This is a genomic window from Clostridium chromiireducens (assembly GCF_002029255.1).
In the GTDB taxonomy this organism is placed as follows: domain Bacteria; phylum Bacillota; class Clostridia; order Clostridiales; family Clostridiaceae; genus Clostridium; species Clostridium chromiireducens.
On the sequence record NZ_MZGT01000075.1, the window covers coordinates 1 to 21,139 of the forward strand.

Below are 21,139 nucleotides of genomic sequence, written 5' to 3' on the forward strand. Positions count from 1 at the left end.
AAATATTACTCAGTATATGTTCCAGTTTATTAGAATTATCATCCTTTAAAATAATTCGATAGTAATCATTTAATACATCAAGCGCTATATTAGCTTCTTTTCTTACTCTCAATTGATTAATTAAATTTAAAATAAATTTACCACGTATCTCTTGAATATTTAAATCTTTTTTCAAAGTTTTATTTATAAGCATCTTAAATACTAATTCTACTTGTTCATTACTAGCTGCCTGAATATACGAATTAAATGCTTTCTCTCCAATATAATAATATGAAGCTGCAACAATTAGAGAATACTCTAAAATACTTTCAAATTTGCATTGATTGCCTAGATCAATTAATACGCTTATAGTATCTTCTGAAATATATTTTACATTATTTGTTTCATATATTTCATTTATAGTCTTCTCCGCCACAGTTTTATTTCCTAAATTATTATAAAATAAATCAAACAGTTTCAGCTTTTCTTGTATCCATTTTTCTAATCCCTCAAATAAACATGTTCTATAAACTTGTTTGCCTAAGAATTCAATATTTCCATACTTATAATTTACACTGTTTTCCATAACTTTTAAGATGAATTTCTTTTTTATATTTTGAGAATATTGACTTAAGTCTGATAAAAAAATAGTATCACAATCATTCTCAATAATCTTACATATAATATTATTGTTAAGTTTTAATTGAATAATCCACGCAGTTATATCTTTAAGTTTAGGTACAAGTCTCTCACTTACAACATTATGAAATATTATTTGACTAATTGCTTCTTCTGAAAGATTATTAGTCATATACCGAGCACAAAGATATTCAGCATAAGACATATGTGCCCATCTATATTTACCTTTATCAATCTGAATGAATAAACTTGTCTTTAAAACATTAATGATATCTGCTTCAGGCATTTGTTTATTAGCTAAATGTTCACTTACATATAAATTTTCTTTATTAATACAAAAATCTTCCTCTTCAACTATTGTTTTTTTATCGCTCAGTATAGAAATATACGAAATCCATTCCGCAACTTCTATCATTTTAATAATATTTAAATTTTCAGCTTTTATATTCTTTCTTATTTCATTTAACTCTTTACATAATAATTTACATCCTCTATCATATATTCCTTCTCGAGTTATATCAAAGTAATTATCATCCTTTGTAATCTTTAATAGTAGTACTAATAAAATGGGAACCCTCGCAAATGATTCTAGTTTGTATTCATTTATTTTTTTAATTAAAGACTCAGCTAATTCATTATTTAGTTCATTATATATAAAATCTAGAGTATTTTTTTTGGTCAATGGCGCTAAATAATATTTCCTAATTTCACATTTACTTCTAATTTCTCTAAGTTCTTGATCATAAACACTTGTCCAATTGCTTGTTCTACAAGAAATTAATAGCTTTATTTTTTTTGGCCCTAAATCATTGTATATATTATTTAAAACTTTGAATACTTTATAAATTCTATTTTCTGATTCTTCAATACTATCTATTAATATTAATATATTTTTTTTACGACTATAAATATTAGGATTACTTGGTAACTCATTAATTAATTTATCCAAATCACTGTTAATTTCAAAATTATAATAAAACAACTCAAATTTTTCTTCATCAATACTTCTGTTCATTTTATCTAGTTCCGTTGTTTTTCCCATACCTGATTCACCAAAAAGAATAGCGCACGAAACATCATCATTGCATACTATTTCATCCAATTTAATAATTTCATTATCATTATAATTATACCTAAATTCATAGGGATCTATTAAATACCCAGTACTATCCAATTTAAAATTGTTGCTTTCATAACTCCAATATCTAGTAAGATTCATCATCCTCTTCTCCCGTCTCTTAATCACTTATAATAATGTAAATGAACTCTATAAACTTAACTAAATATCTTAAAAATATTCTTTAAGCCTCAAACTATCTTTTCTATTTTTCTCAGTATGTTTATTATAAAAATGTACTAGCTCTTAGCTTATGATGAGTTTTTAAATATTTTCATTTTTATTTTCTTTATATTGCTCACTTAACATTCTCCAAAATCTATTTGGTGTACACGGCTTTTCCCACGGACCATTTTTTGTTGACAATGTAATTATTTTCGAATATAGTAGTATACATTTTTTTCTTGCTCTACTAACACAAACAAAACAGATTCTATAACTCTCTTCTTCTTCGATTATATTACAATTGTAATATGGAAAACTTCCTTCTTCCATTCCAATCATATATGTAACATCAAACTCAAGACCTTTTGAACCATGTCTAGTTGATACTATAACTTGATTATCTGGTCTAGACATATTATAAAAATCAAGTAGATTATATTCTTTATATGGGGACATATTTAAACTATTCTTTAATTTTTGAATGTTTTGATTTTCATCCGGATATGTATTTAGTTCATCTAAAAGCATATTAATACTCAATTTATCAACGATATAATTTAACCACTTATGTAAGTTTTCACAGAATTGCTTACTTTCTAGCAATATTAGATATAATTCTCGCTTCAACTTAATAATTTTTTCGTCAACTAATAATTCTGTATTCGCATTTAATTCTTTCCAAAATATAAATATCTCATCAAATGATATATTTTGTCCTATTACCCACCCAGCACATTTTTGTAACCACTTTATAACATCACTTATATCAAATGGATGTTTTGATATATAAAAGTCAATTTTATTTTCTTGTAAAAAATCACAAACATCTGATATCTGATATTTATTTCCACAAAGTATTGCCATTTCATGGTATGGCATGCCTTTTGCATAATCCTCCCTAATTCTTTTCAAAATTTCCTCACATTGATCAAATATTTCTCTTTCGCAAGTCACAAAATCTATTTTGGATGGAAAATCTTTTAGTGGCCCGTTAGATATATAATTTCTAGTTTCACCCAGTACTATTTCTGATGCATTAATTATTGGTTGGGCGCTTCTATAATTATTAATCAATTTAATAGTATGCTTAGAGAAAAGATTCCCTAATTCAACCAGATATTCAGGAGAAGCTCCCTGAAAATCGTAAATTGATTGATCTGGATCACCTACAGCAAAATATTTCATTTTAGTATCTGTTATCAGTGATAAAATCATTTCGTGCAAAGGCTTTCCTAAATCTTGATATTCATCGATAATAATCCACGGGAATTTTGCTTCTAAGCAAGCTCTTACATAACTTTCATTTTGAATTAGTTTAGTAGCATATTTTACTATACTAATAAAATCCATAAATCCCTCATTTTCGATTTCTCTTTCATATTCATCAGCCATCTCTAATGCTACTTCATTAGGTTCTGTACTTATTTGACTTAATCCCTCAATTTCTCTTGTTCTCTCTCTATCCATTTTCAAAACATCTATGTCTATTTCTTTCGCCTTTCTCAATTTATTGAAGATAATATTCTTTTTACTTTCCGAAATCAACTTTACTGGATATGGAATGTTATACTTTGGATATAACTTAGCAAAAGGTTTAATTACTTCTTTTAAACAAAAACTATGTACAGTGCCTAGGAAAATATTTTTTCTACTTGGTATTCCTAATTTAGTTAGCCTATCTTTAAATTCTCTCGCAGCTTCTTTACTATAGGTAACGCAAGCAATTCCTCTCGGTTCTTGAATTTTTTCTGATAGCAATTTCATAACTTTTAATGTAAGTATTGTAGTCTTTCCGCTTCCAGGTCCAGCTAAAACTACTGTACTATCATTTGCTTCATATGCTTCCAATTGAAGGGAATCTTGTTTGATTTGGTCTAGTTTTTTATAAAATTCCATCCTCATAAATCTTGCCTCCACTCACCTTACTTGAAACATATTTAATTGCTTTTTCAATATAACCTGGAATTATGCTTTCAACACAATTAGCCGCTAGCCTTTGTGCAAAACGTCCTTTTCCAATATTACTATGTGAACTAGTAATTTGATTTAAACACTTATCAAACCTACCAGTTTCAAAATTTTTTTTAAAATTACTTTTCTGGCCTGTCCCTCCTGAAGTTAATTTATTAAATATTTTTATAATAATATCATTCTCTTCACTTTTAGCAACTTTCTCGAAAATATCTATCTCTAAAGTATGAATACCTACAAAAATACCTTTTTCCTGTAATTTATCATCTTGTCCACTAAAATCCATTTCCATAATCTCATCTCTAAAATCTTCTCCTAATATAACTCCACATAATTCCATCATTCTCTCATTCCCATAATATCCAAATGATTTATGTTCTTTTGAATATATGCCTCCATAAACTCTTTCCTTTTTATCCTCATTCATATAATAATAATCACCATCTGTTAAAATAGCATTAGGAATTCCAAGTTTATCTGCAAAGATTTTATATGGCACAAAATTCGTTGAATTTATATTACATATTATTATGCCCTTTTTATCCAAGTCTTCTCCTAATAATGATGCAAAGCTAGGAATTAGATATTCCTCCGCTATACCTTCAACAAAAATTATTCCTTTTGCCAAATATATCTCCCCACGCTTTATATCTATATATCTTTCCAAATCCGCTATCTCATCTTCACCCAGATCAATATTTGCAGTCGTATTTACTTGTGTTCCATCTGATTGTGCCAATAAATGCACAATACTATTCAAAGGTGCTACTGAAGATAAATGCGTTGAATGTGTAGTAATTATGACAGATGCATTACTCTGAGATACAGAATATTTGTACAATAATCGTTGATAAATTGGATGTAAATGTGCTTCTGGCTCTTCAATAGCTAAAATAGTTACTCCATTTGGCTTTTCATTATGTTCATAGATATATTCATACAACTCTTTTATACTTGTTTGCGTGATACTTTTCTTTAGATAATAATTTCCTTTTTCCTTTTTGTAGCATTTTGCTAATATACCTGCTGAATCTTCAGCACTCATAGCTTCGTATTCCTCACTCGATAAAAATGTTTTTACAATATTATCTTGTATTAACAATAACATTAAGGCAATATAAAAAATGTTATTTATACCTAAACTATTGTTATATGAATCGCGGCTATTTATAAGAGGTTTTAATGCATATAATATTCTTGAAGCATCAATATCCATGGTTTTTAATGACACATTAAAGGTTTCAGAATAAGAAACAATATCATTAAACAACGTGTTAATTTGTGCTTGCAAATCATTGATTTCTGGCAAATCTAAAATATCTGCTCCTGAATCTTTCAAAGCTTTTGATATTTTTTCAAGATCTTCTTTTTTTATTTTGTATCTTTCCTTTACAAGCTTTGTAAGTGGTGAATTTTTGCTATTCTTCATCTCATTTTCCACATCTCTAATTGCTTTAATAACTTTTAAATTAATAAATTTACGGTCTTCATATGTAAAGATATTGTTTTCATCATCTCCTTTATATATGATATACCGGTATCTAGACTTTCCATTTGTTGAAATATCTTTAAAGTACTTATAGGTAATCTTCAATAATTTTTGTCCATCAAAATCTACTGTCGCATCTGATAATTGGCATAAGATATTCTTAGCTTCACTATATCCATCTATGTATATCGATATTAGAATTTCCTCTCCATTTTCTTCAGGATTATCAATTCCTTCATAAAAATCTGATTCATCTAATAATCTATCATCCTCCGAAAAAGTTGGATCTAAGATTAATTGGAGTGCTCGTAGCAAGTTGCTCTTTCCAACTCCATTTTCACCAATTAAAACTGCTTTTTCCTTTAATTCAAAATTAGCTATTTTAAAATTTCTATAATTTTTGATTTGTACAAATCTAATAAATGGTTGCATATAATCTTCTCCCCTTATCATCAATCTTTTACGTTTTAATCTTATATAATGGACAATTGATAAAATTGTTATGATTCCTAAATATAAACATTATCGGCATTTTTCAAATTACATTTCCCTTAAAATTATAATAAGGATAGGCTATTTTATGAATAAATAGTCTATCCTTATTATACAATATTTTTCATTAATTTACCTATTTAGTCATAATTTTATTCTCTACTTAATATTAACTTCAATTTTGATTTTATTTTCGATCTTATTGATTATCGGAGTATATATTTTAGGGGTTGAAATAGATACTATTAGTGAGTACCTAATTTTCTCTTCTCCATCTCCTAAATGTTTTTGTTCTTTCCAGCATCCTACTGATGGATAAACTGCAATATAATTTGATATAGCTAAATTTGCCGCTGTACCATGCCAGGTATCAGAATGTATAGATTCTGTTGTTCTATTTTTCGGCCCTATATCGCACTTAACCCCCTCTTTACCACTTTGAGTTATATCAATTTCATCTACCATAACTTTAGATATATTTGCTTCAAATTCCTCTTTTGTCTCTGATCCATTAACATCAAATCTAAATCCTCATGAAATATATTTATATCTCTATCTTTCTCCCCTACTTGTCGAGGTCCTAGTTGAATGAAATATGATAATGTAATTCTCATATCAACCTATCTTTTTAAGACTAATACTTATAAAAATTTGTTACTATTTTTGTTGCTACGGTAGAACAATTAATAAAATACGAAAATACTTCATATCCCTTCAAACCCTTGAATTATAAGCTTTTTAGCGATTAGTGAGTATTAATTAAACCTCTATTTTCCGAATCCGGCCAGCGGCACCATTTATTTTGGTGGATTGCTGTATTACTTGGTTTAAATACCTTGTAGTACAGCTTTTTTTATTGTTTTGCAACAACATTTGCAACAACCAGATTTTATCTTCTTTTTTTGCATCAACACCCTGCTTTCACTACATTTCTAAAGAAATAATTAATCTACACCAGTTGTTAATTTATCCCATAAAATACTTCCAAGCTCGTACTAAATATCTAAAGCTAAATATAAAAAAAACAATAAAAAGATTCCTTTTACTCACCCTCTTAATCACCAGCTCAAATCTTGGGCAACACAAAACATGTTCCAATTGTTCCGAAGTCAAGTGACATTAGTTATATCTTGATATACTCATTTATCAAAATATTTAAGGCTTGACATAAAGCAAAAAAGGTTTTAATTCATTGAAAAACATTTAACTATCTGAAATAAAATAACTTATTTAGATTATATTTTATCAATTTTCTCACAATTATCCTTTTATTCCACCATTTGAGTTTTAATTACGAAAATGTTATTATGTATATAACCATTTAACATAATATAAAACTATTACTATCTTATTGTTTGGGAGGAATCAAATGGATATAAAATTTGTATGTCTTGACAGCATTGATTTTGAAAATAATAAAGTTATAAACAGACAAGTGAATGTTACAGATGCTCAAGAATATGTAGAAACCTTAGTAAATAAAATCTTAAATACAGATAAGAAAAGAGAATATGAACGTAAGACCGCTTCGTTAACAATGGATAAAATTCATGAGATTGTGGATTTGTACTTATCAATAAACCAAGCTGCATCTACCATAGAAGCGCAAAATTCTAATACTGAAAATAATCTTAATTATTATTCTAATATAACAAACTTAATCTCAGAAAAATTACTTCAAGAGCAATTAGCTGCAGAAGAAAAATATAAGCATCTAACTAAAATACAAAAAGGCAGCTTAGTCCAAGCCTTAATCGATCATAATAACAAAATAATTTATTTATCCTGCCTAATTGAACATGCTACATTTATTGATGAAGACGATTTGAAATATAAGATTGGTTTGCCTTCGTCCGATAAAGCAACTTTAAAATCTTGTATGGTATATCACGCCGATAATGGAGATGTTGAAAATATCTTTCTTACTGATACTAGAACCAAATTCACAGAATATTGGTATGATGGTTTCTTAGATGTAAGAGAAAAAAGAAGTGATAAAACTAATACTACAGAAGCATTTAAAACTATTAGACGTGTTATAAACGATTCTTTATCTTTGTCTTCTAAATCAGATTGTACAATATTAAACAATTCATTAAATGTGGTTTTTACTCAAGGTGGCAGCTTTACTTTCTCTGATTGCTTAGATTTCCTATTCAATGACTATGCCCCACAGAATCCTAATCTAGACCTGACAGATTTAAGAAATAAAATAGAAAAAAAGGCTGAGAAATCTAATAAATTTGATACAGTATTTAATATTGATAACTCTGATATTAAGCACTTGCTTCAAAATACTAAATATACTGTAACTGATAATATTGAGCTAAAATTAAAAAATCCTAAAAAAAACTTAAAGGATTATATTTATTCCACTAAGCTTGAGGATAATGAAGAGAAAGTTTTAATTATTAGAAACATAAATGAAGATACATATTCTAGATTTTTAATACAAGACAATGAGTAAAAACATATTTTTAACAAGGAGGCATTTATGATAAATTCAATTATTAATCTTATTCAAGATTCCACTTCTATAAATATATCAATTAAAGAAGATTTTGAACGTTTATCCATTAATGCTTCCTCAAATTCATTAATAAATTTAAAAGAAAATTGTGTAGATTTATTGAAACACCAACTTTTAAATAGTAGAGATTACATTCTCGATTTCATAATAAGCATTAATGATAATCCAATCCATTATGACCTAGAAAATTTTCAAGAATTCTGGGAAGAATATAGCGAAATATCAGAATTGCACATAACTGATACTGAATGTAAGTGTGAATTAAATATAACTATAAAAAAACACCATGAAAATAATATTCTTAGTGTTTATTCATTGGATAGCTTATGTAACTATATAAATTCTCTCAACTTGACATCAATTTTAAGTTTACTAGCTAAGAAAAAATATAGTTATTTTGAAATAATTGATGAATCATTATATATAAATTGTTATAGTAATATGTTCTATTTTTACACAAAAGGTACAAGCATAAATCCCCAATTTGAAAAAAATTCATCTAAAGAAATATTAGATATTAGTACTCAAAATTGCAGTTATGCTAATAGGCTTCAGCTAGATTTTGAACCTAATAATTTTAAATTTAGTGGTTCAATTAATCCACAGCTAAATAACTTATTCGAAAAAATACTAATTATATTTTCTTTAATTTTAATTTTTGATATATCTCATATTAAAGAGAATAAAATAGAACTATCTTTATGTGGAAAAACAGTTCAAAATTTTATTATAGACTATACTTCTGTAAATGCTGTAAATCTAAATATATACTATGCAATATTTGAATGGGTGTATTCAAAGGAAAATGTGGTAGATAAATTATTAATATGTAGAAATGTTTTATTAATTAACTTATATAGAAAAGAAACATTAGATATCCCTTGTAATCTTTTATCTACAATTAAAAGTAACTTTAAAATATACATACAAGATAACTATGAAAAGTATGTTTCATCTAAAACAACTGCCATTACTACGTTACTAGATATTCAAAAACAAATCTCTGAATTAAGTAATAATTTGACTGATAATTTTTTTAAAAATATAACTATTATATGCACTTTCGTTTTTACTATAATTATCGTTAAACCAATAGGGGATGGAAAACTTACTAATATATTTACTAAGGATGTTACCTTAATATCAATTGCATTAACCATACTATCAATAATTTTTTTAAAATATACTCTAATTGATATAGACTCTAAAAAAAATAATCTTTATCTACTTCAGACTAATATTAATAAAATTTATACAGATATTCTCTCAACAGAAACTTTGGATGAAATTGTTACAAATAATGAATATTATTTGAATTCTAAACTTCAACTAGATAAAAAAATTCATGATTATACAATATTATGGTCATTAGTAATTTTACTATTTTTCTTATTAACTTTAGTGCTTGGTTGGGATCATTTTTATTATGTATTTAATTTTATTTATAGTTGGATTGCATCTCGTTTCACTACTTCAAATCCTTGTCCGTCATAACGATTTAGAAATCAAACTATTTATCTATTCTTATTAGTATCTTAAAATCATATCTTGATAAATATTAAGTAATAAAATTAGCTGTCTTAAATATAGAAATAAAATTTCTATTTTAAGACAGCATACATACTTAATAATTATACATTGAATGATTTTATTACCTACTTCTTAAAACGTCACCCTTTTACCTAACACTAGTAGAACAATCACAACACATCCTTCCACTTTCCTCAAAAGCATAGCAACCACCATCAATCCACTTCCACAATGGTTTATTCTTACTTCCTCTAACCATCTTACAATTCTCATCTAAGTAATACCAATATTTAGTTTCTCTATCATAGTACCAAGAATTTTGAAGGGCATAGCCTCTTGAATCAAAGATATACCATTCGCTATTAATCTCTTTCCAACCATTTTGTAATGTATAATAATATTTATTTATTGTGTTAGTACAATACCACCAGCCAACATCGTTTCGATTCCATCCAAATTTCCATTCTCCATCATTAGAATTATCAACTCCAACTAATCCATTAACAATAGCTCTTGCAATAACTTCTGGATTATAAACATTTGCATCATCACTATCAGCAAATAAACATTCAACTAAAATTGCTGGCATTACTGTATTATTAAGAACAATAAGATTTCTTGTTTTTACTCGTCTGTTGGGTAAATTTAAGGCACTTGATAATGATGTACTAATTTTAGCTGCATATTGATTAGCTACTTCTGATTTACCAGTAACGCAAACTTCTGAACCACTCCCTCCCCCTGCGTTAATATGAATTTCTACATATATCTCTACCTCAGAATTCTTTGCTATTTCATTAGCTTGGTTAGCTCTAAGATAACAATCTTCAAAGGTATAACTATTACTTTTATCTATTATAAGTAAATTAACGCCATATCCTTTCTCCTTTAAGTAATCTGCTACTAAAGTTCCAATTTCCCTAGCGCAATTACTTTCATCAAGTCTATCAATAACTCCACACCCAACATTCCCACTTGCAGTATGACCTACTGCTACTATAAAATTTCTTATTTTCATACACCTCCACATGGGATATACACCTCTAAAAAACAGTTATCTTGCAACAAAAAACTTTACTAGATGCATAGTCCCAATTATTTTTTATTTCATATGGGATATATGATATTTTGTCATATATCCCAAATATAGAGGTTATTTTTTATAGCCTTCTATATAACCCCTAAGAATATTTATTGATAACTATAGGAGGTCTATATGGATTTTAATTATGTTGAAGAATTAGTTTACAAATGTAGAAGTGGAGATAAATTATCAAAAGAAAAATTAGCACAAGAATTTAGACCTTTAATAATTAATATTTCTAAAAGAACTTTTATAGATGGATATGAAATTCATGATTTGCATAATGAATGTTATAAATCACTTTTTAAATGTCTTGAACTATATAATTTAGACAAACATAGATTTGTTGCTTATGCTACAAATGCAATTAAAAATAATATGAATGATTTAATTAAAGGAACTTATTGATTTTCTATTCTTTAAAGATAATACAATTCAAACCTATGCTTACATTAAGAATATGTGTTATTCCACTGCCAGTCTTAAGAAGAAAGTTATACTGAAGAAGATCTTTAACCATATAAATCAAATTTACAATAAACCTCAACAAAAAAGACTTCAAGGCTAGTTAAGCCTTGGAGTCCTTTTTGCTTATATTTAATTTTCTAGTCAAAGTTAAAACTACTCACTACATTTGTGCTCTCTTCCTTATAAATCTCAACAACTTCATCGATTAATTCACAAACACAGTTAAGATTACAAATCTCACAGCTTTTAATAATTCCCTCAGCCAATAAAGAACAACCTAAACTATCATCATAAGTAGAATTTCTAATAGCCAGAGCCATCTGCTTCTTATCAAATACTTCTCCCTCTTTAGATTTCAATTTGATTTCATCCTTAATCATTCCACAACACTCTCCATAGCTTATTAGCAGCATAAAATTTCTCACTGCTAATATGGATATATGTTTCATTATATTAAATCACATAAAAATTCAAAGCTTTTTGAAGCATGTAGTCTTCAAACCCGCATTATTAGCGCATATTCTTCAGAATATATATTGTTCTCCATATATATGGTAATATTCTCAAGAATAAATACGGCTTAGAATATATATTCTTCACCATATTTATGGTAAACCATACTAGAATATAGCTATTTTAATCATATATCCTAAGTGAAATACTTAAGTAAGGAGATATATTTATGGCAAAGAAGAAAAAATCTGATGTACCTATAAATGATTTTGCTTGTGAGGATGAGCTTGATATATGTGGATTTAGCGATACCCCTGTTCTACTTGGAGAATGTATTTCATCCTTTTCATTTGATGATAGTTCTTCATGTGAAGAGTCTGAAACTAAATCCACTAATCTATCAAAAGAAAATACCATTAATGAGATTAAACCAATAGATAGTAATAACGTAAGTTTAAATTTACTTATTAATTCTAATAGTAGTAATACAAATACTTCTTCAATAAAAACTACCTCTAATTCTAGAGATACACTTCCAGACAATAGAAGAGCTCCTATAGTTAATGGATGCGCCCCTCCTGTCGATGGAGAATATTTGGATGTTAAGAGAACCTATATGCTCCGAAGCTCTACTGTTAGAAAATTAAATGAACTAAAAAGCATTCATCCTGATTTGAATACTTATGTAAGCTCTATAGTAGATATGGCTATAGAGCATTATTACAATCATGTAATCAATGGAGGTTCTCAAACATAAGTAAATTTTCTAATACTTCTATTAATTAATTTTTATTTCATTACTATTGTTATAATTTGTTTCTTTTCATATATCCAATATGAGGAGGTGATTAATTATGGAAGTAAATGAATTAATTAATCTTGCAGTTAATAATGGTTTTCCTGTAGCAGTTGCGGCTTACTTACTTATCCGCTTAGAAAAACAAATTAATGGTCTATCAGGTTCAATTAATAAACTTAATACCATAATATCAACAAAGCTTGGAGTTGTTATAGATACGAATGGATCTAATGATGATTCTCATAAAGTAGCTTAACAAAAGGCAGTGAACATTTGATTTTTCAGAATGTTTACTGCCTTTTATACCTTCACTTATTATTTAATTTATTTGTTAACAGTAATTAATTATAATCCTCATTCATTTTGTAAATATATTATTTTATTTTATTTTTCTTTACCTAATTTAAAAGCATCGAAGATATTAATACTCTTCAAGCCACTGCAAAGGTACGTTTAATAGAATAGTGCTATTCTATATATCTCAACTTGCTCTACTAAATCCATGCTATTCTCCCTAATATATGATCTTTGTATCACAAACTTATATCTCTATATTCAAATATTTTATTGGAACATAATCAGTTAGCCATACCTTATTTTCAGATAAATAGAATTTAAAACCATCTTGATACATTTGATGACTGTTAATTTTAAAAATAACTAATTCACCATGTCTCTTCCCCACTTTTGTAGCAGTTTCTATATCTTTAGATAAATGAACGTATTGTCTATTTTGTTTCCTAATTCCTTCTTTACATATACTATCTCTAAATCTAGTTGCAGTTCCATGATATAACACGCGTGGTGGTTCTATTGGTTTTAATTCAAGATTAACCTTGATTGAATGTCCTTGATTTGCTTTAATTTTAGTTTTATCTTCATTAAATGAATATCTTTGTTTATCATCTTCCATAACAATTCTTTCAATGTCTTCAATTGTAACCTTATATCCTCTTTTATTTATTCCCTTAATTAAATCAGAAACATTAACACATCCATATTCATCTAATGTTAATCCAATCTCTTCTGGCTTATGTCTTAATACTAAGCTTATAAACTTACTAACTCTCATATCTTCTTTGATCCTCATTACTTTTACCCCTCTAATTATTTTATTCTTGTGCTACTAAATAGCACTCATATACTTTTTTCATATATCTAAGACTAAAGTATTTTTTCTTCAAAACAAATATGGAATTTAAAGGTAATAAAAATTCACACTCGTTTAAATGATCATTCTTATGGTAAAATTCTACATAAGCACCTTTTATTCCTTTAGGCAAGTGCAACTTTAATAAGCAGTTATACTTGTGAGTATCTGCAAAATCTCTAATTAAATCAGGAACCAATGTTGTATCTATAAATGCCTTATCTGTAAATGTATGCCCAACTTTGATTTTTTGCTTTTCAAACAACAGTTTTAATAATTCCTTCATTTTTTATCAAGTAAATATTTTACCTGAATTCGTAATCTTTTATTTTCTTTCTTCAAAGATAAAAATCTCCAAATAAAATATATAGCTGCCATAGGTATTATAATAATACTACATATTATTCCAATTGGTATTATCCAAATAATCATAAAATTATGAAGGGATGTTTCTTTTAGATTTTTCCCCTCATACTCTACTCCCGCCTCTTGAAGTTTCGATATCAGTGTTTCATCATCTATATTAGGAGTATTTAGAATTTTTCCTTTGTATGCTTCATTACCTTCACTTGGTGTTATTATAAGCTCTTCACTTGTTACTTCTACTTTCGAAAGTTGTTTTTCATCTAGTAATCGTATAAATTCATTATAGCTAATTTCCTTAGTAGAGGCAGTGTCTCTAGCATAATTAAATGCTATTGTAATAGGAAATATTAGTAGGAATAAAATGACTATACCTGATATAATCAAATATTTACTTTTACTTGATTGCATATATTTATCTCCTTGTTCTTAATAATTTGAAATTTACTCCATAAATTCATTTTTATAGTGTACTTAATATATTATAACATGTTTTTAAATAAGTTTATTATCTAACCTTAACTAAGATTTCGGGTAATCTAAAGCTTCAATACTAATTCCTCTTTACTCTTAATCTACTTATCATTTTTTAAAAAAAGTTTGAATTATTTATGTGATAACTCAAATCTACCCATATATCCTATATGAAAAGAAAATGAAGGAGGTAAACAAATGGCTGTAACAAAATCAATTCAAACCGTTTCATTAAGTATTGAGGTTCAAAGTGGGACCGATAAAGCTGGGGACGCGATCTATAGCAAGAAGAGTTTTTCTAATGTAAAAACTGATGCTGCTGCTCAAAATATCTATGAGGTTGCTGAAGCTATCAAAGATGTTTTAGGCGCTGATACTAGAGATTACTTCATAAATGAATCTTCTAGTTTAGTTAATGCTTAAGCAGATATCTCAAATCTATGATTTGATGATAGTCGCTTACTCTGTGAGTACTCCTACGACGTTATGAGTAGGAGTTTCCTTAACTCTCAATTCTTAATTCTCAATTAAAGAAAGGTGGTAAAATTAAATGGAATTTTCTTTATCTATGACTTTTTTAACTGAAGGTGGCCAAAAAAGCACTTTGAGTATTTCTGGAGTAAAACCTAATCTTACTAAAGATCAAATAAATACTCTTATGAACACTATAATTGCCAAGAATATATTTAAAACAAATTCTGGTGATTTAGTTAAGAAATCAGGTGCACAAGTTACTCAAAGACAAGTTACTAAATTTGATGTAGCTTAAAAATAAGGACTAAAGTAAGATTATATTTTCAATCTTATTTTAGTCCTTTAATTTTGTAATAACAAAAATAACCCAACCTATTTTACTGACTTTTTTTGCTATAGACAAAAATGTAGCCAACTAGTGGTTGCTATACAATAAGGGATATATAATGCCCTTTATATTTCCCAGGAAAACCATGTACTTTTTTAATTAATCATCTCTTATTTAAGTCTATAGTTATTCCTAGTATCCTTCTCAATTTCTACTACATAATCTTTGCACATTTCATAGATCCTAGAGCCTATACCTTCATCAAAGAACAATAGTCTATCAACTGAAAATTCACTGCTAATTATTATGGGTAGATAATTAAGATACCTATAATTAATTATTTCAAATATAATATTTATATCACTCTCATTGATTTTCCCTTTAAAGAGGTCATCAATAAGTAGAACTTCACATAGTTGATACTTTGAAATAGTTCTACTATAATACTCTTCATCAATCATATTCTGTTTTACTTTTGTAATTACATCACGATATGGCATATACACTACCTTAATCTTCTGTTTTAGAAAATTTAGTGCAAGGGCAACACTCAGATGCGTTTTGCCACTTCCAACTTGTCCACAAAATAAAATACTATTACGCCTTCCGTTCCTAGCTTCATCAAAATCATTATAATAAGCTACTGCAGTATCCTTTGCTCTTTCAGATGCTTCATTCCAAATCTTAAAGTTAGAAAATGTACTATTGCTATGCTCAACATTAATGCCTGAATACTTCCACTCGCTTTTTAGCTTTTCTATTTTTCTACATTCACAACTTACTGCTAGAGGCTGCCTGTTCTCCTGGGGAATTAGCATCCATCCTGTATCACAGCACTTATCACATTTATATGAGGTCTTTTTCTGATCGTTTTCGTTCTTCATCCGTAATGTCTCGTGGTTTCTTTGGCTTGAATCCTGTAAATTCATTTTTATCTGCTGCGTTATTCTTTCCAGAGCCTCTAACCCCATTATCCTTTACCTCCATATCATCTTTGGGATACCCTTCTCTTCTCCAATTTTTAAGTATTCCATTAATATAAGTCATGTTTACTTTATTAACTTCCAAAGCCTTATCCATAGCCATTTTCACATTATTATATCCATGCATATCAATAGCTAGTTTAAGAATCCCTATATTAAGACCACCATGTCTCCCTGTTAAGTTTTCATAGTACGTTAATAGCTTTGCAGCATTTTGACTGCTCATACCATTATTTTCTAAATCATCAGTAAGTTTTAATTCACTGGCATTTTCCTTTTCTAAATCATCATGTGTAGCATTATTATCTGCTGATGTAGCTGAAGAGGTATCGCTATTAGCGTGACTGACTTCTTCAAATTCTGATATGCCACCAGTTATATTTAAACTAGTATTATAATTAGACTTTATTTCTCTCTCACTCTCTATCTTCTTCTTTTTCTTAATCTCTTTCTTATTCTGTTCAATTACTGTAATGTTACTGTTACAATTATCATCATTACATGTAATGTTACACTCATTATTAATAATGTTTCTATTATCATCCTCGGCAACATTACTATCATTTAAGTTATTTCTAACTTCTTCATTTCCTGAATCAGAAATATTCTTCTCAGCTTGATCTTCTATATTATAAATTTCTTCATTATTTTCTCTGTCATTTATATGTGCATTACTAATAACTTTATCTTCGTTTTTATTCTCATTATTTTCTTTCTTTTTAGCTCTATGATTAGCAACTCTTTCTTTATTTAGCTGCCTATATCTCTCCATTCCTTCAACATTTTGATGTTTTTCCCAGTTTTTAATTTTAAAAACTTTACCTTCTGTAAATTCTATCATTTCTAATTTTATTAATATTTTAATGGATGCTTTTATTTCACTTATACTTCTATTAAATTCTATTGCTAATGTCTTAACTGTATATGGCATATTATTAGTAATGTATAAATATCCTCCACGATTTACTTTTCCGGTTAAAACAAGAAGCCTTGTCCAAACATACTGATGTAAATCTCTATTATCCATGTTATCCAATATCTTAAGTTTAGTATCATCATACATATTAACCTCAAATTTTACCCATCTAATCTCTCCCATTATTACTACGCTCCCACATATAAAATTTTTTAAACTTTGCAAGACCTTTAAAAGATGGGTTCACCCCTATTACCTTACAGGTAAACACATAGTACTCAAATATTATTAAATTCAATATTTATCCCTCATTCACTATGATACTTAACTTATACACGCAAAGTAACTAAAACTACCGCAACTATATCAATCTAATTCTTTCTTTGTTATTTTATTAGTATCCCCTTATGCTCTTGAACCTTTTGTCCTTTGTTCCAATCATAATAAATACATTGTTCAACTTGTTTAACTGGAAAGTTTTCTCCTAACATTTCAATACACACTTTTGTATCTCTAGGCACATTTTTTAATATTTCTATTAAGTCATTTGCTGTTAATCCATCAAATTTTCTTATCATCAAAATCCCCCTCACTCTATAAAACTTCTCCTATATGTTCTTCTAAGAACTGATCAAGTTTTGAAATAATAATTCTAATATCTCTTCCTATTCTGAGGACTGGTGTTCCTTGAATATGGGTTATTCTTCTAGCGTTTGCCTCAGAAACATCTAATAATATTGCCAATTCTTTAGTATTTATTGTTTTCTTATATCCATTTACATCCCCCTATAATTAGTCGATTCTAGCAACAATATCATTTGTAAATATTCTAAATGTTATCGTTTAAATAAATGACGTGTTTTAGCTATCAATGCTAAAAAATTTTAATCACAATTTCTCATAATCATTATTTAATAAATCAGTCTTCATCTAATAGTAATTCTTTTACTTCAACATTTAGTGCTTTTGCTATTAATCCAATACTTTTAGGTGATGGTTTTACATACCCATTAATGATCTTTGAAACTGTTGCCCTGCCAAGGCCTGTTTTCTCTACTAATCCATTAACTGATAAGCATTCATTAGCCTGTGCAATTCTAATTTTGTTAACATCTATATTCATTTTACCTCCTTCACACATTTGTATGAATTTTCCATATTTAAATTATATGAATTCATTTGTATGAAGTCAATATCTTTTTGAATATTTTTACATTTTTTTGTTTACATCTGTGTGAAATATTTGTAAAATGTTTCTAAGGAGTGATACTAATGACATTAGGTGAAAAAATCAAATTTTATAGGCGTAAATTAAACCTTTCCCAAGAAGAACTTGCAAATAAATGTAAACTATCTAGAAATGCAATTTACAATTATGAAAATAATAAAAGAACTCCAACTATATCAATATTAGAGGCAATAGCTGAAAGCTTAAACCAGTCTACTTCTGACTTATTAGATGATGATGATAATACAAATTTCTATTCTAATAAATTAAGACTCAGTAAAGCTATTGATAAGGATATAGAAAATACAATTAATGCTGACGAAACAAAAATTGTAGATTACGAACTAGAAATGAATGAATTATATAAGAAATATTTCTTTGACTTATTTAACTGGAAGACTATAAATATGAAGAATCATGATTATTTTAAATTCATTTTATCAATATGTCCTCTGCATGAAGTTGATCATTTAACCGAGGAAGATATAAATGAATTATCAATTCTATTCAATAGATTTCTGAATCTAAAATTTCATGAAAGAAATTGTCTCAATGAACATGAGCATATTGATCATGGTAGTTCAAAACAATATGAGAAGAATAATTTCTTAGCAACAACCACAAAATAACATCATAGGATTTTAGTTACGAAAACTATAGTTCCAATTTTATATAAATACTATTTGCGAGTAGGTGTGAAAGAGTTATGGCAAAGAGGTCAAATGGAGAGGGTTCAGCAAAATGGGTTACTGGAAATGGTAAAAAATATTGGTGCATAATGCTAACCACTGGGTATGATCCATTAACAGGAACACAAAAGAGAAAAGCAATTTATTGAAAAACTCAAAAAGAAGCTAAAGCTAAATTAAAAGAATTCCAGGAGAATTTTGTAAGTAATAGTGATAATTCAACTCTTGGGAATTTTTATTATGATTGGTTATGGAATATTAAAAGGCCATCACTAAAGGATTCTACCTTTGAAAAGTGGGAAGAAATCTATAGAAGAAAAAGAAAATTATATTTCAGAAGACGATCAAAAACGATTTATAGCAGCTCTAGAAGGCGATCCACTTGAAGGAATTATTTTATTAGGTTTAATGTGTGGGGTTAGACTAGGAGAAGCAATGGCTTTACAAGTAAAAGATATAGACTTTAACCATATGACTATTAAAATAAAAAAGTCAGTTAAATATGTCTAGACTGGTGAAAGAGATAAAGAAGGCAAAAAAATATATGCTAATAAAGTTACTATTCCAAAGACCAGAACTAGTATAAGAGAAGTACCTCTTCCAAGTATGCTCAATCCCATAATAAAAGGAATTATAAAAAAGAATATGGAGAATAAATTGAGATACGGTGAATTATACATGGATAATAGCCTAATATTCTGCAAAGAAAATGGTGACTATATAGATAATAAGAATCCTAACAGACATTTAAAATCTGCATTAAAAAAGGCAGGTATTAAGACCGATATACACTACCATAGTTTGAGACACATATTTATAACCAACTGCTTAAGTAAAGATATTAACCCTCGTACTGCAATGGATTGGGTTGGTCATACTGATATTAAAATGACTATGCTTGTTTATGCTGAGATAAATAAAGAAAAGAATAAGACGGAATATGAGAAGATTAATTGCATGTTTGATTAGAGCTAGGCTGATAGCCTAGCTTATTTTTAGCCCTATAAAAAGATCATTAAGGTATTCTAATTAAAATAATCTATTTTAAAATAGTGCAGCTCCATTTAGGAATTATGTCTCTTCTCCATTTAATAGCTCCATCACAAATATATGCTACATGTTTAAATCTATCTGTATTATCATACAGATTTATTTCATTACACAAATCCAGCACTTCTTTCAAATTATCTAGTGACTCATAATATCTTCTTTCAATAGCTTCAGCTGGAATTCCATGTCCACCTTTTAATACTCTACTTCTAACCCTTTCTTTTGCAATTTCAGGGCTATCAACTCCAATATAATTTATAACTACATGGAAACCTTTTCCACTTGCTTTCTCTATATTTTTAATAATACTTTTACCTGAAAGAGTAGTTTCTTGATTAAATGATATATCATTTTTTATATAATGATTTATAAGCTTTACAGCTTCTCTTGCACATTTGATTTGAAGATTATTATCTTTCCATGAACCTACTCTTGCTACCATCTCATCTGTATTTATTCTTTTTTCATCCTTATTTCTTTCATAATAAATAGACTCATATATTGATGTTTTTCCAGCTCCATTTACACCTGCAAATATAGTATAAGTAGCCATTAATTTTTACCTATTACTCTTTCTTGTTCCTTTTGTAGTACTATCTCAGATAAAGTAATATAAAAATCTTGTTCTTCCTTTGTTTTTGCTTTTTTAAATAATTCCTTTAAATCTGCATATGAATATTTTAAAAATTGATCATATAAATTATTTTTTTCATTAATCTTTTCCATAGAACTCCCTCCGATAAATAATACTCTATATTATATCTGTCT

General features: G+C 27.8%; 26 protein-coding genes and 1 pseudogene. 11 read left to right on the plus strand and 16 right to left on the minus strand.

The genetic code is table 11. The features are described from left to right. The 4 genes from CLCHR_RS20030 to CLCHR_RS20045 all read right to left on the minus strand — a co-directional run. Positions 1 to 1,840, minus strand: a 1,840-nt coding sequence (locus CLCHR_RS20030; RefSeq protein WP_139376275.1) for an NACHT domain-containing protein, incomplete at its 3' end; no start/stop codon positions are given. A gap of 159 nt (positions 1,841 to 1,999) precedes the next feature. Beyond that, positions 2,000 to 3,802 carry an ATP-dependent helicase gene (locus tag CLCHR_RS20035; protein WP_079441686.1) on the minus strand — a complete coding sequence of 601 codons (1,803 nt, stop codon included), beginning with the start codon at positions 3,800 to 3,802 and terminating at the stop codon, positions 2,000 to 2,002. Beyond that, positions 3,783 to 5,792: an ATP-dependent nuclease gene (locus tag CLCHR_RS20040; RefSeq protein WP_079441687.1), complete on the minus strand. Its 2,010-nt coding sequence runs from the start codon at positions 5,790 to 5,792 to the stop codon at positions 3,783 to 3,785. Before CLCHR_RS20040 ends, CLCHR_RS20035 begins: the two co-directional genes overlap by 20 nt. 219 nt (positions 5,793 to 6,011) lie before the next feature. After that, positions 6,012 to 6,317, minus strand: coding sequence for a hypothetical protein (locus tag CLCHR_RS20045; protein ID WP_079441688.1), 306 nt, complete (start codon positions 6,315 to 6,317; stop codon positions 6,012 to 6,014). Positions 6,318 to 7,221: 904 nt separating this feature from the next. On the opposite strand from CLCHR_RS20045, the gene CLCHR_RS20050 reads away from it, so the two are divergent. Both CLCHR_RS20050 and CLCHR_RS20055 read left to right on the plus strand, forming a co-directional pair. Beyond that, positions 7,222 to 8,319, plus strand: a complete 1,098-nt coding sequence (locus CLCHR_RS20050) for a hypothetical protein (RefSeq protein WP_079441689.1) — start codon at positions 7,222 to 7,224, stop codon at positions 8,317 to 8,319. Between the two features lie 27 nt (positions 8,320 to 8,346). Beyond that, positions 8,347 to 9,876: a hypothetical protein gene (locus CLCHR_RS20055; protein WP_079441690.1), complete on the plus strand. Its 1,530-nt coding sequence runs from the start codon at positions 8,347 to 8,349 to the stop codon at positions 9,874 to 9,876. A 184-nt stretch (positions 9,877 to 10,060) separates the two neighbouring features. Here CLCHR_RS20055 and CLCHR_RS20060 read toward each other — a convergent pair whose 3' ends face one another. Further along, positions 10,061 to 10,924 carry an N-acetylmuramoyl-L-alanine amidase gene (locus CLCHR_RS20060; protein WP_079441705.1) on the minus strand — a complete coding sequence of 288 codons (864 nt, stop codon included), beginning with the start codon at positions 10,922 to 10,924 and terminating at the stop codon, positions 10,061 to 10,063. Positions 10,925 to 11,128: 204 nt separating this feature from the next. Here CLCHR_RS20060 and CLCHR_RS20065 point away from each other — a divergent pair. Continuing rightward, positions 11,129 to 11,564 (plus strand): annotated as a pseudogene (locus CLCHR_RS20065) (sigma factor). A gap of 37 nt (positions 11,565 to 11,601) precedes the next feature. Here CLCHR_RS20065 and CLCHR_RS20070 read toward each other — a convergent pair. Next, the gene (locus tag CLCHR_RS20070) at positions 11,602 to 11,844 is read right to left on the minus strand and encodes a hypothetical protein (RefSeq protein WP_079441691.1); all 243 of its coding nucleotides are present in this window, start codon (positions 11,842 to 11,844) and stop codon (positions 11,602 to 11,604) included. A gap of 302 nt (positions 11,845 to 12,146) precedes the next feature. Between CLCHR_RS20070 and CLCHR_RS20075 the strand changes: the two genes are divergently transcribed. Together CLCHR_RS20075 and CLCHR_RS20080 are read left to right on the plus strand one after the other, a co-directional pair. Further along, positions 12,147 to 12,674, plus strand: coding sequence for a hypothetical protein (locus CLCHR_RS20075; protein ID WP_079441692.1), 528 nt, complete (start codon positions 12,147 to 12,149; stop codon positions 12,672 to 12,674). Positions 12,675 to 12,771: 97 nt separating this feature from the next. Next, the gene (locus CLCHR_RS20080; RefSeq protein WP_079441693.1) at positions 12,772 to 12,972 is read left to right on the plus strand and encodes a YvrJ family protein; all 201 of its coding nucleotides are present in this window, start codon (positions 12,772 to 12,774) and stop codon (positions 12,970 to 12,972) included. A 285-nt stretch (positions 12,973 to 13,257) separates the two neighbouring features. Here the strand turns inward: CLCHR_RS20080 and CLCHR_RS20085 are convergent, their stop codons facing one another. The 3 genes from CLCHR_RS20085 to CLCHR_RS20095 are packed head-to-tail and all read right to left on the minus strand — an operon-like array spanning position 13,258 to position 14,640. After that, positions 13,258 to 13,806, minus strand: a complete 549-nt coding sequence (locus CLCHR_RS20085) for an RNA 2'-phosphotransferase (RefSeq protein ID WP_079441694.1) — start codon at positions 13,804 to 13,806, stop codon at positions 13,258 to 13,260. Between the two features lie 22 nt (positions 13,807 to 13,828). Continuing rightward, complete coding sequence (locus tag CLCHR_RS20090; protein ID WP_079441695.1) at positions 13,829 to 14,152, minus strand: ADP-ribosyltransferase; 324 nt, start codon at positions 14,150 to 14,152, stop codon at positions 13,829 to 13,831. Continuing rightward, positions 14,149 to 14,640: an ATP-dependent metallopeptidase FtsH/Yme1/Tma family protein gene (locus CLCHR_RS20095; RefSeq protein WP_079441696.1), complete on the minus strand. Its 492-nt coding sequence runs from the start codon at positions 14,638 to 14,640 to the stop codon at positions 14,149 to 14,151. The genes CLCHR_RS20090 and CLCHR_RS20095 overlap by 4 nt, the downstream gene beginning before the upstream one ends. A 261-nt stretch (positions 14,641 to 14,901) precedes the next feature. Between CLCHR_RS20095 and CLCHR_RS20100 the strand changes: the two genes are divergently transcribed. Beyond that, a complete protein-coding gene (locus tag CLCHR_RS20100; protein ID WP_079441697.1) occupies positions 14,902 to 15,126 on the plus strand; it encodes a DUF1659 domain-containing protein in 225 nt (74 codons plus the stop codon). A gap of 127 nt (positions 15,127 to 15,253) precedes the next feature. Beyond that, positions 15,254 to 15,472 carry a DUF2922 domain-containing protein gene (locus tag CLCHR_RS20105; protein WP_079441698.1) on the plus strand — a complete coding sequence of 73 codons (219 nt, stop codon included), beginning with the start codon at positions 15,254 to 15,256 and terminating at the stop codon, positions 15,470 to 15,472. A 203-nt stretch (positions 15,473 to 15,675) separates the two neighbouring features. On the opposite strand, the gene CLCHR_RS20110 is transcribed toward CLCHR_RS20105, so the two are convergent. The 5 genes from CLCHR_RS20110 to CLCHR_RS20130 all read right to left on the minus strand — a co-directional run bounded on the left by CLCHR_RS20110 (position 15,676) and on the right by CLCHR_RS20130 (position 18,527). Beyond that, positions 15,676 to 16,323: an ATP-binding protein gene (locus CLCHR_RS20110; RefSeq protein WP_079441706.1), complete on the minus strand. Its 648-nt coding sequence runs from the start codon at positions 16,321 to 16,323 to the stop codon at positions 15,676 to 15,678. Between the two features lie 28 nt (positions 16,324 to 16,351). Then, a complete protein-coding gene (locus CLCHR_RS20115) occupies positions 16,352 to 17,587 on the minus strand; it encodes a phage replisome organizer N-terminal domain-containing protein (protein ID WP_079441699.1) in 1,236 nt (411 codons plus the stop codon). Positions 17,588 to 17,790: 203 nt separating this feature from the next. Next, positions 17,791 to 17,982 (minus strand): hypothetical protein, encoded by a 192-nt coding sequence (locus CLCHR_RS20120; protein ID WP_079441700.1) that lies wholly within the window; start codon positions 17,980 to 17,982, stop codon positions 17,791 to 17,793. A gap of 16 nt (positions 17,983 to 17,998) precedes the next feature. Next, a complete protein-coding gene (locus CLCHR_RS20125; protein WP_242966164.1) occupies positions 17,999 to 18,148 on the minus strand; it encodes a DNA-binding protein in 150 nt (49 codons plus the stop codon). 175 nt (positions 18,149 to 18,323) lie between these two features. Continuing rightward, a complete protein-coding gene (locus tag CLCHR_RS20130; protein WP_079441702.1) occupies positions 18,324 to 18,527 on the minus strand; it encodes a helix-turn-helix domain-containing protein in 204 nt (67 codons plus the stop codon). A gap of 149 nt (positions 18,528 to 18,676) precedes the next feature. Here CLCHR_RS20130 and CLCHR_RS20135 point away from each other — a divergent pair, with 149 nt between their 5' ends. The 4 genes from CLCHR_RS20135 (at position 18,677) to CLCHR_RS25335 (ending at position 20,290) form a co-directional block, all read left to right on the plus strand. Beyond that, the gene (locus CLCHR_RS20135; RefSeq protein ID WP_079441703.1) at positions 18,677 to 19,261 is read left to right on the plus strand and encodes a helix-turn-helix domain-containing protein; all 585 of its coding nucleotides are present in this window, start codon (positions 18,677 to 18,679) and stop codon (positions 19,259 to 19,261) included. 77 nt (positions 19,262 to 19,338) lie between these two features. Beyond that, complete coding sequence (locus CLCHR_RS25525) at positions 19,339 to 19,470, plus strand: hypothetical protein (protein WP_278337019.1); 132 nt, start codon at positions 19,339 to 19,341, stop codon at positions 19,468 to 19,470. A gap of 139 nt (positions 19,471 to 19,609) precedes the next feature. Further along, positions 19,610 to 19,831, plus strand: coding sequence for a site-specific integrase (locus CLCHR_RS25330; RefSeq protein WP_242966165.1), 222 nt, complete (start codon positions 19,610 to 19,612; stop codon positions 19,829 to 19,831). Positions 19,832 to 19,927: 96 nt separating this feature from the next. After that, complete coding sequence (locus CLCHR_RS25335) at positions 19,928 to 20,290, plus strand: tyrosine-type recombinase/integrase (protein ID WP_242966166.1); 363 nt, start codon at positions 19,928 to 19,930, stop codon at positions 20,288 to 20,290. 70 nt (positions 20,291 to 20,360) lie between these two features. Here CLCHR_RS25335 and CLCHR_RS20145 read toward each other — a convergent pair whose 3' ends face one another. Beyond that, positions 20,361 to 20,924 carry an ATPase gene (locus CLCHR_RS20145; RefSeq protein ID WP_079441704.1) on the minus strand — a complete coding sequence of 188 codons (564 nt, stop codon included), beginning with the start codon at positions 20,922 to 20,924 and terminating at the stop codon, positions 20,361 to 20,363. Then, a complete protein-coding gene (locus tag CLCHR_RS24585) occupies positions 20,924 to 21,097 on the minus strand; it encodes a hypothetical protein (RefSeq protein ID WP_119366547.1) in 174 nt (57 codons plus the stop codon). Before CLCHR_RS24585 ends, CLCHR_RS20145 begins: the two co-directional genes overlap by 1 nt. Between the last annotated feature and the right edge of the window lie 42 nt (positions 21,098 to 21,139).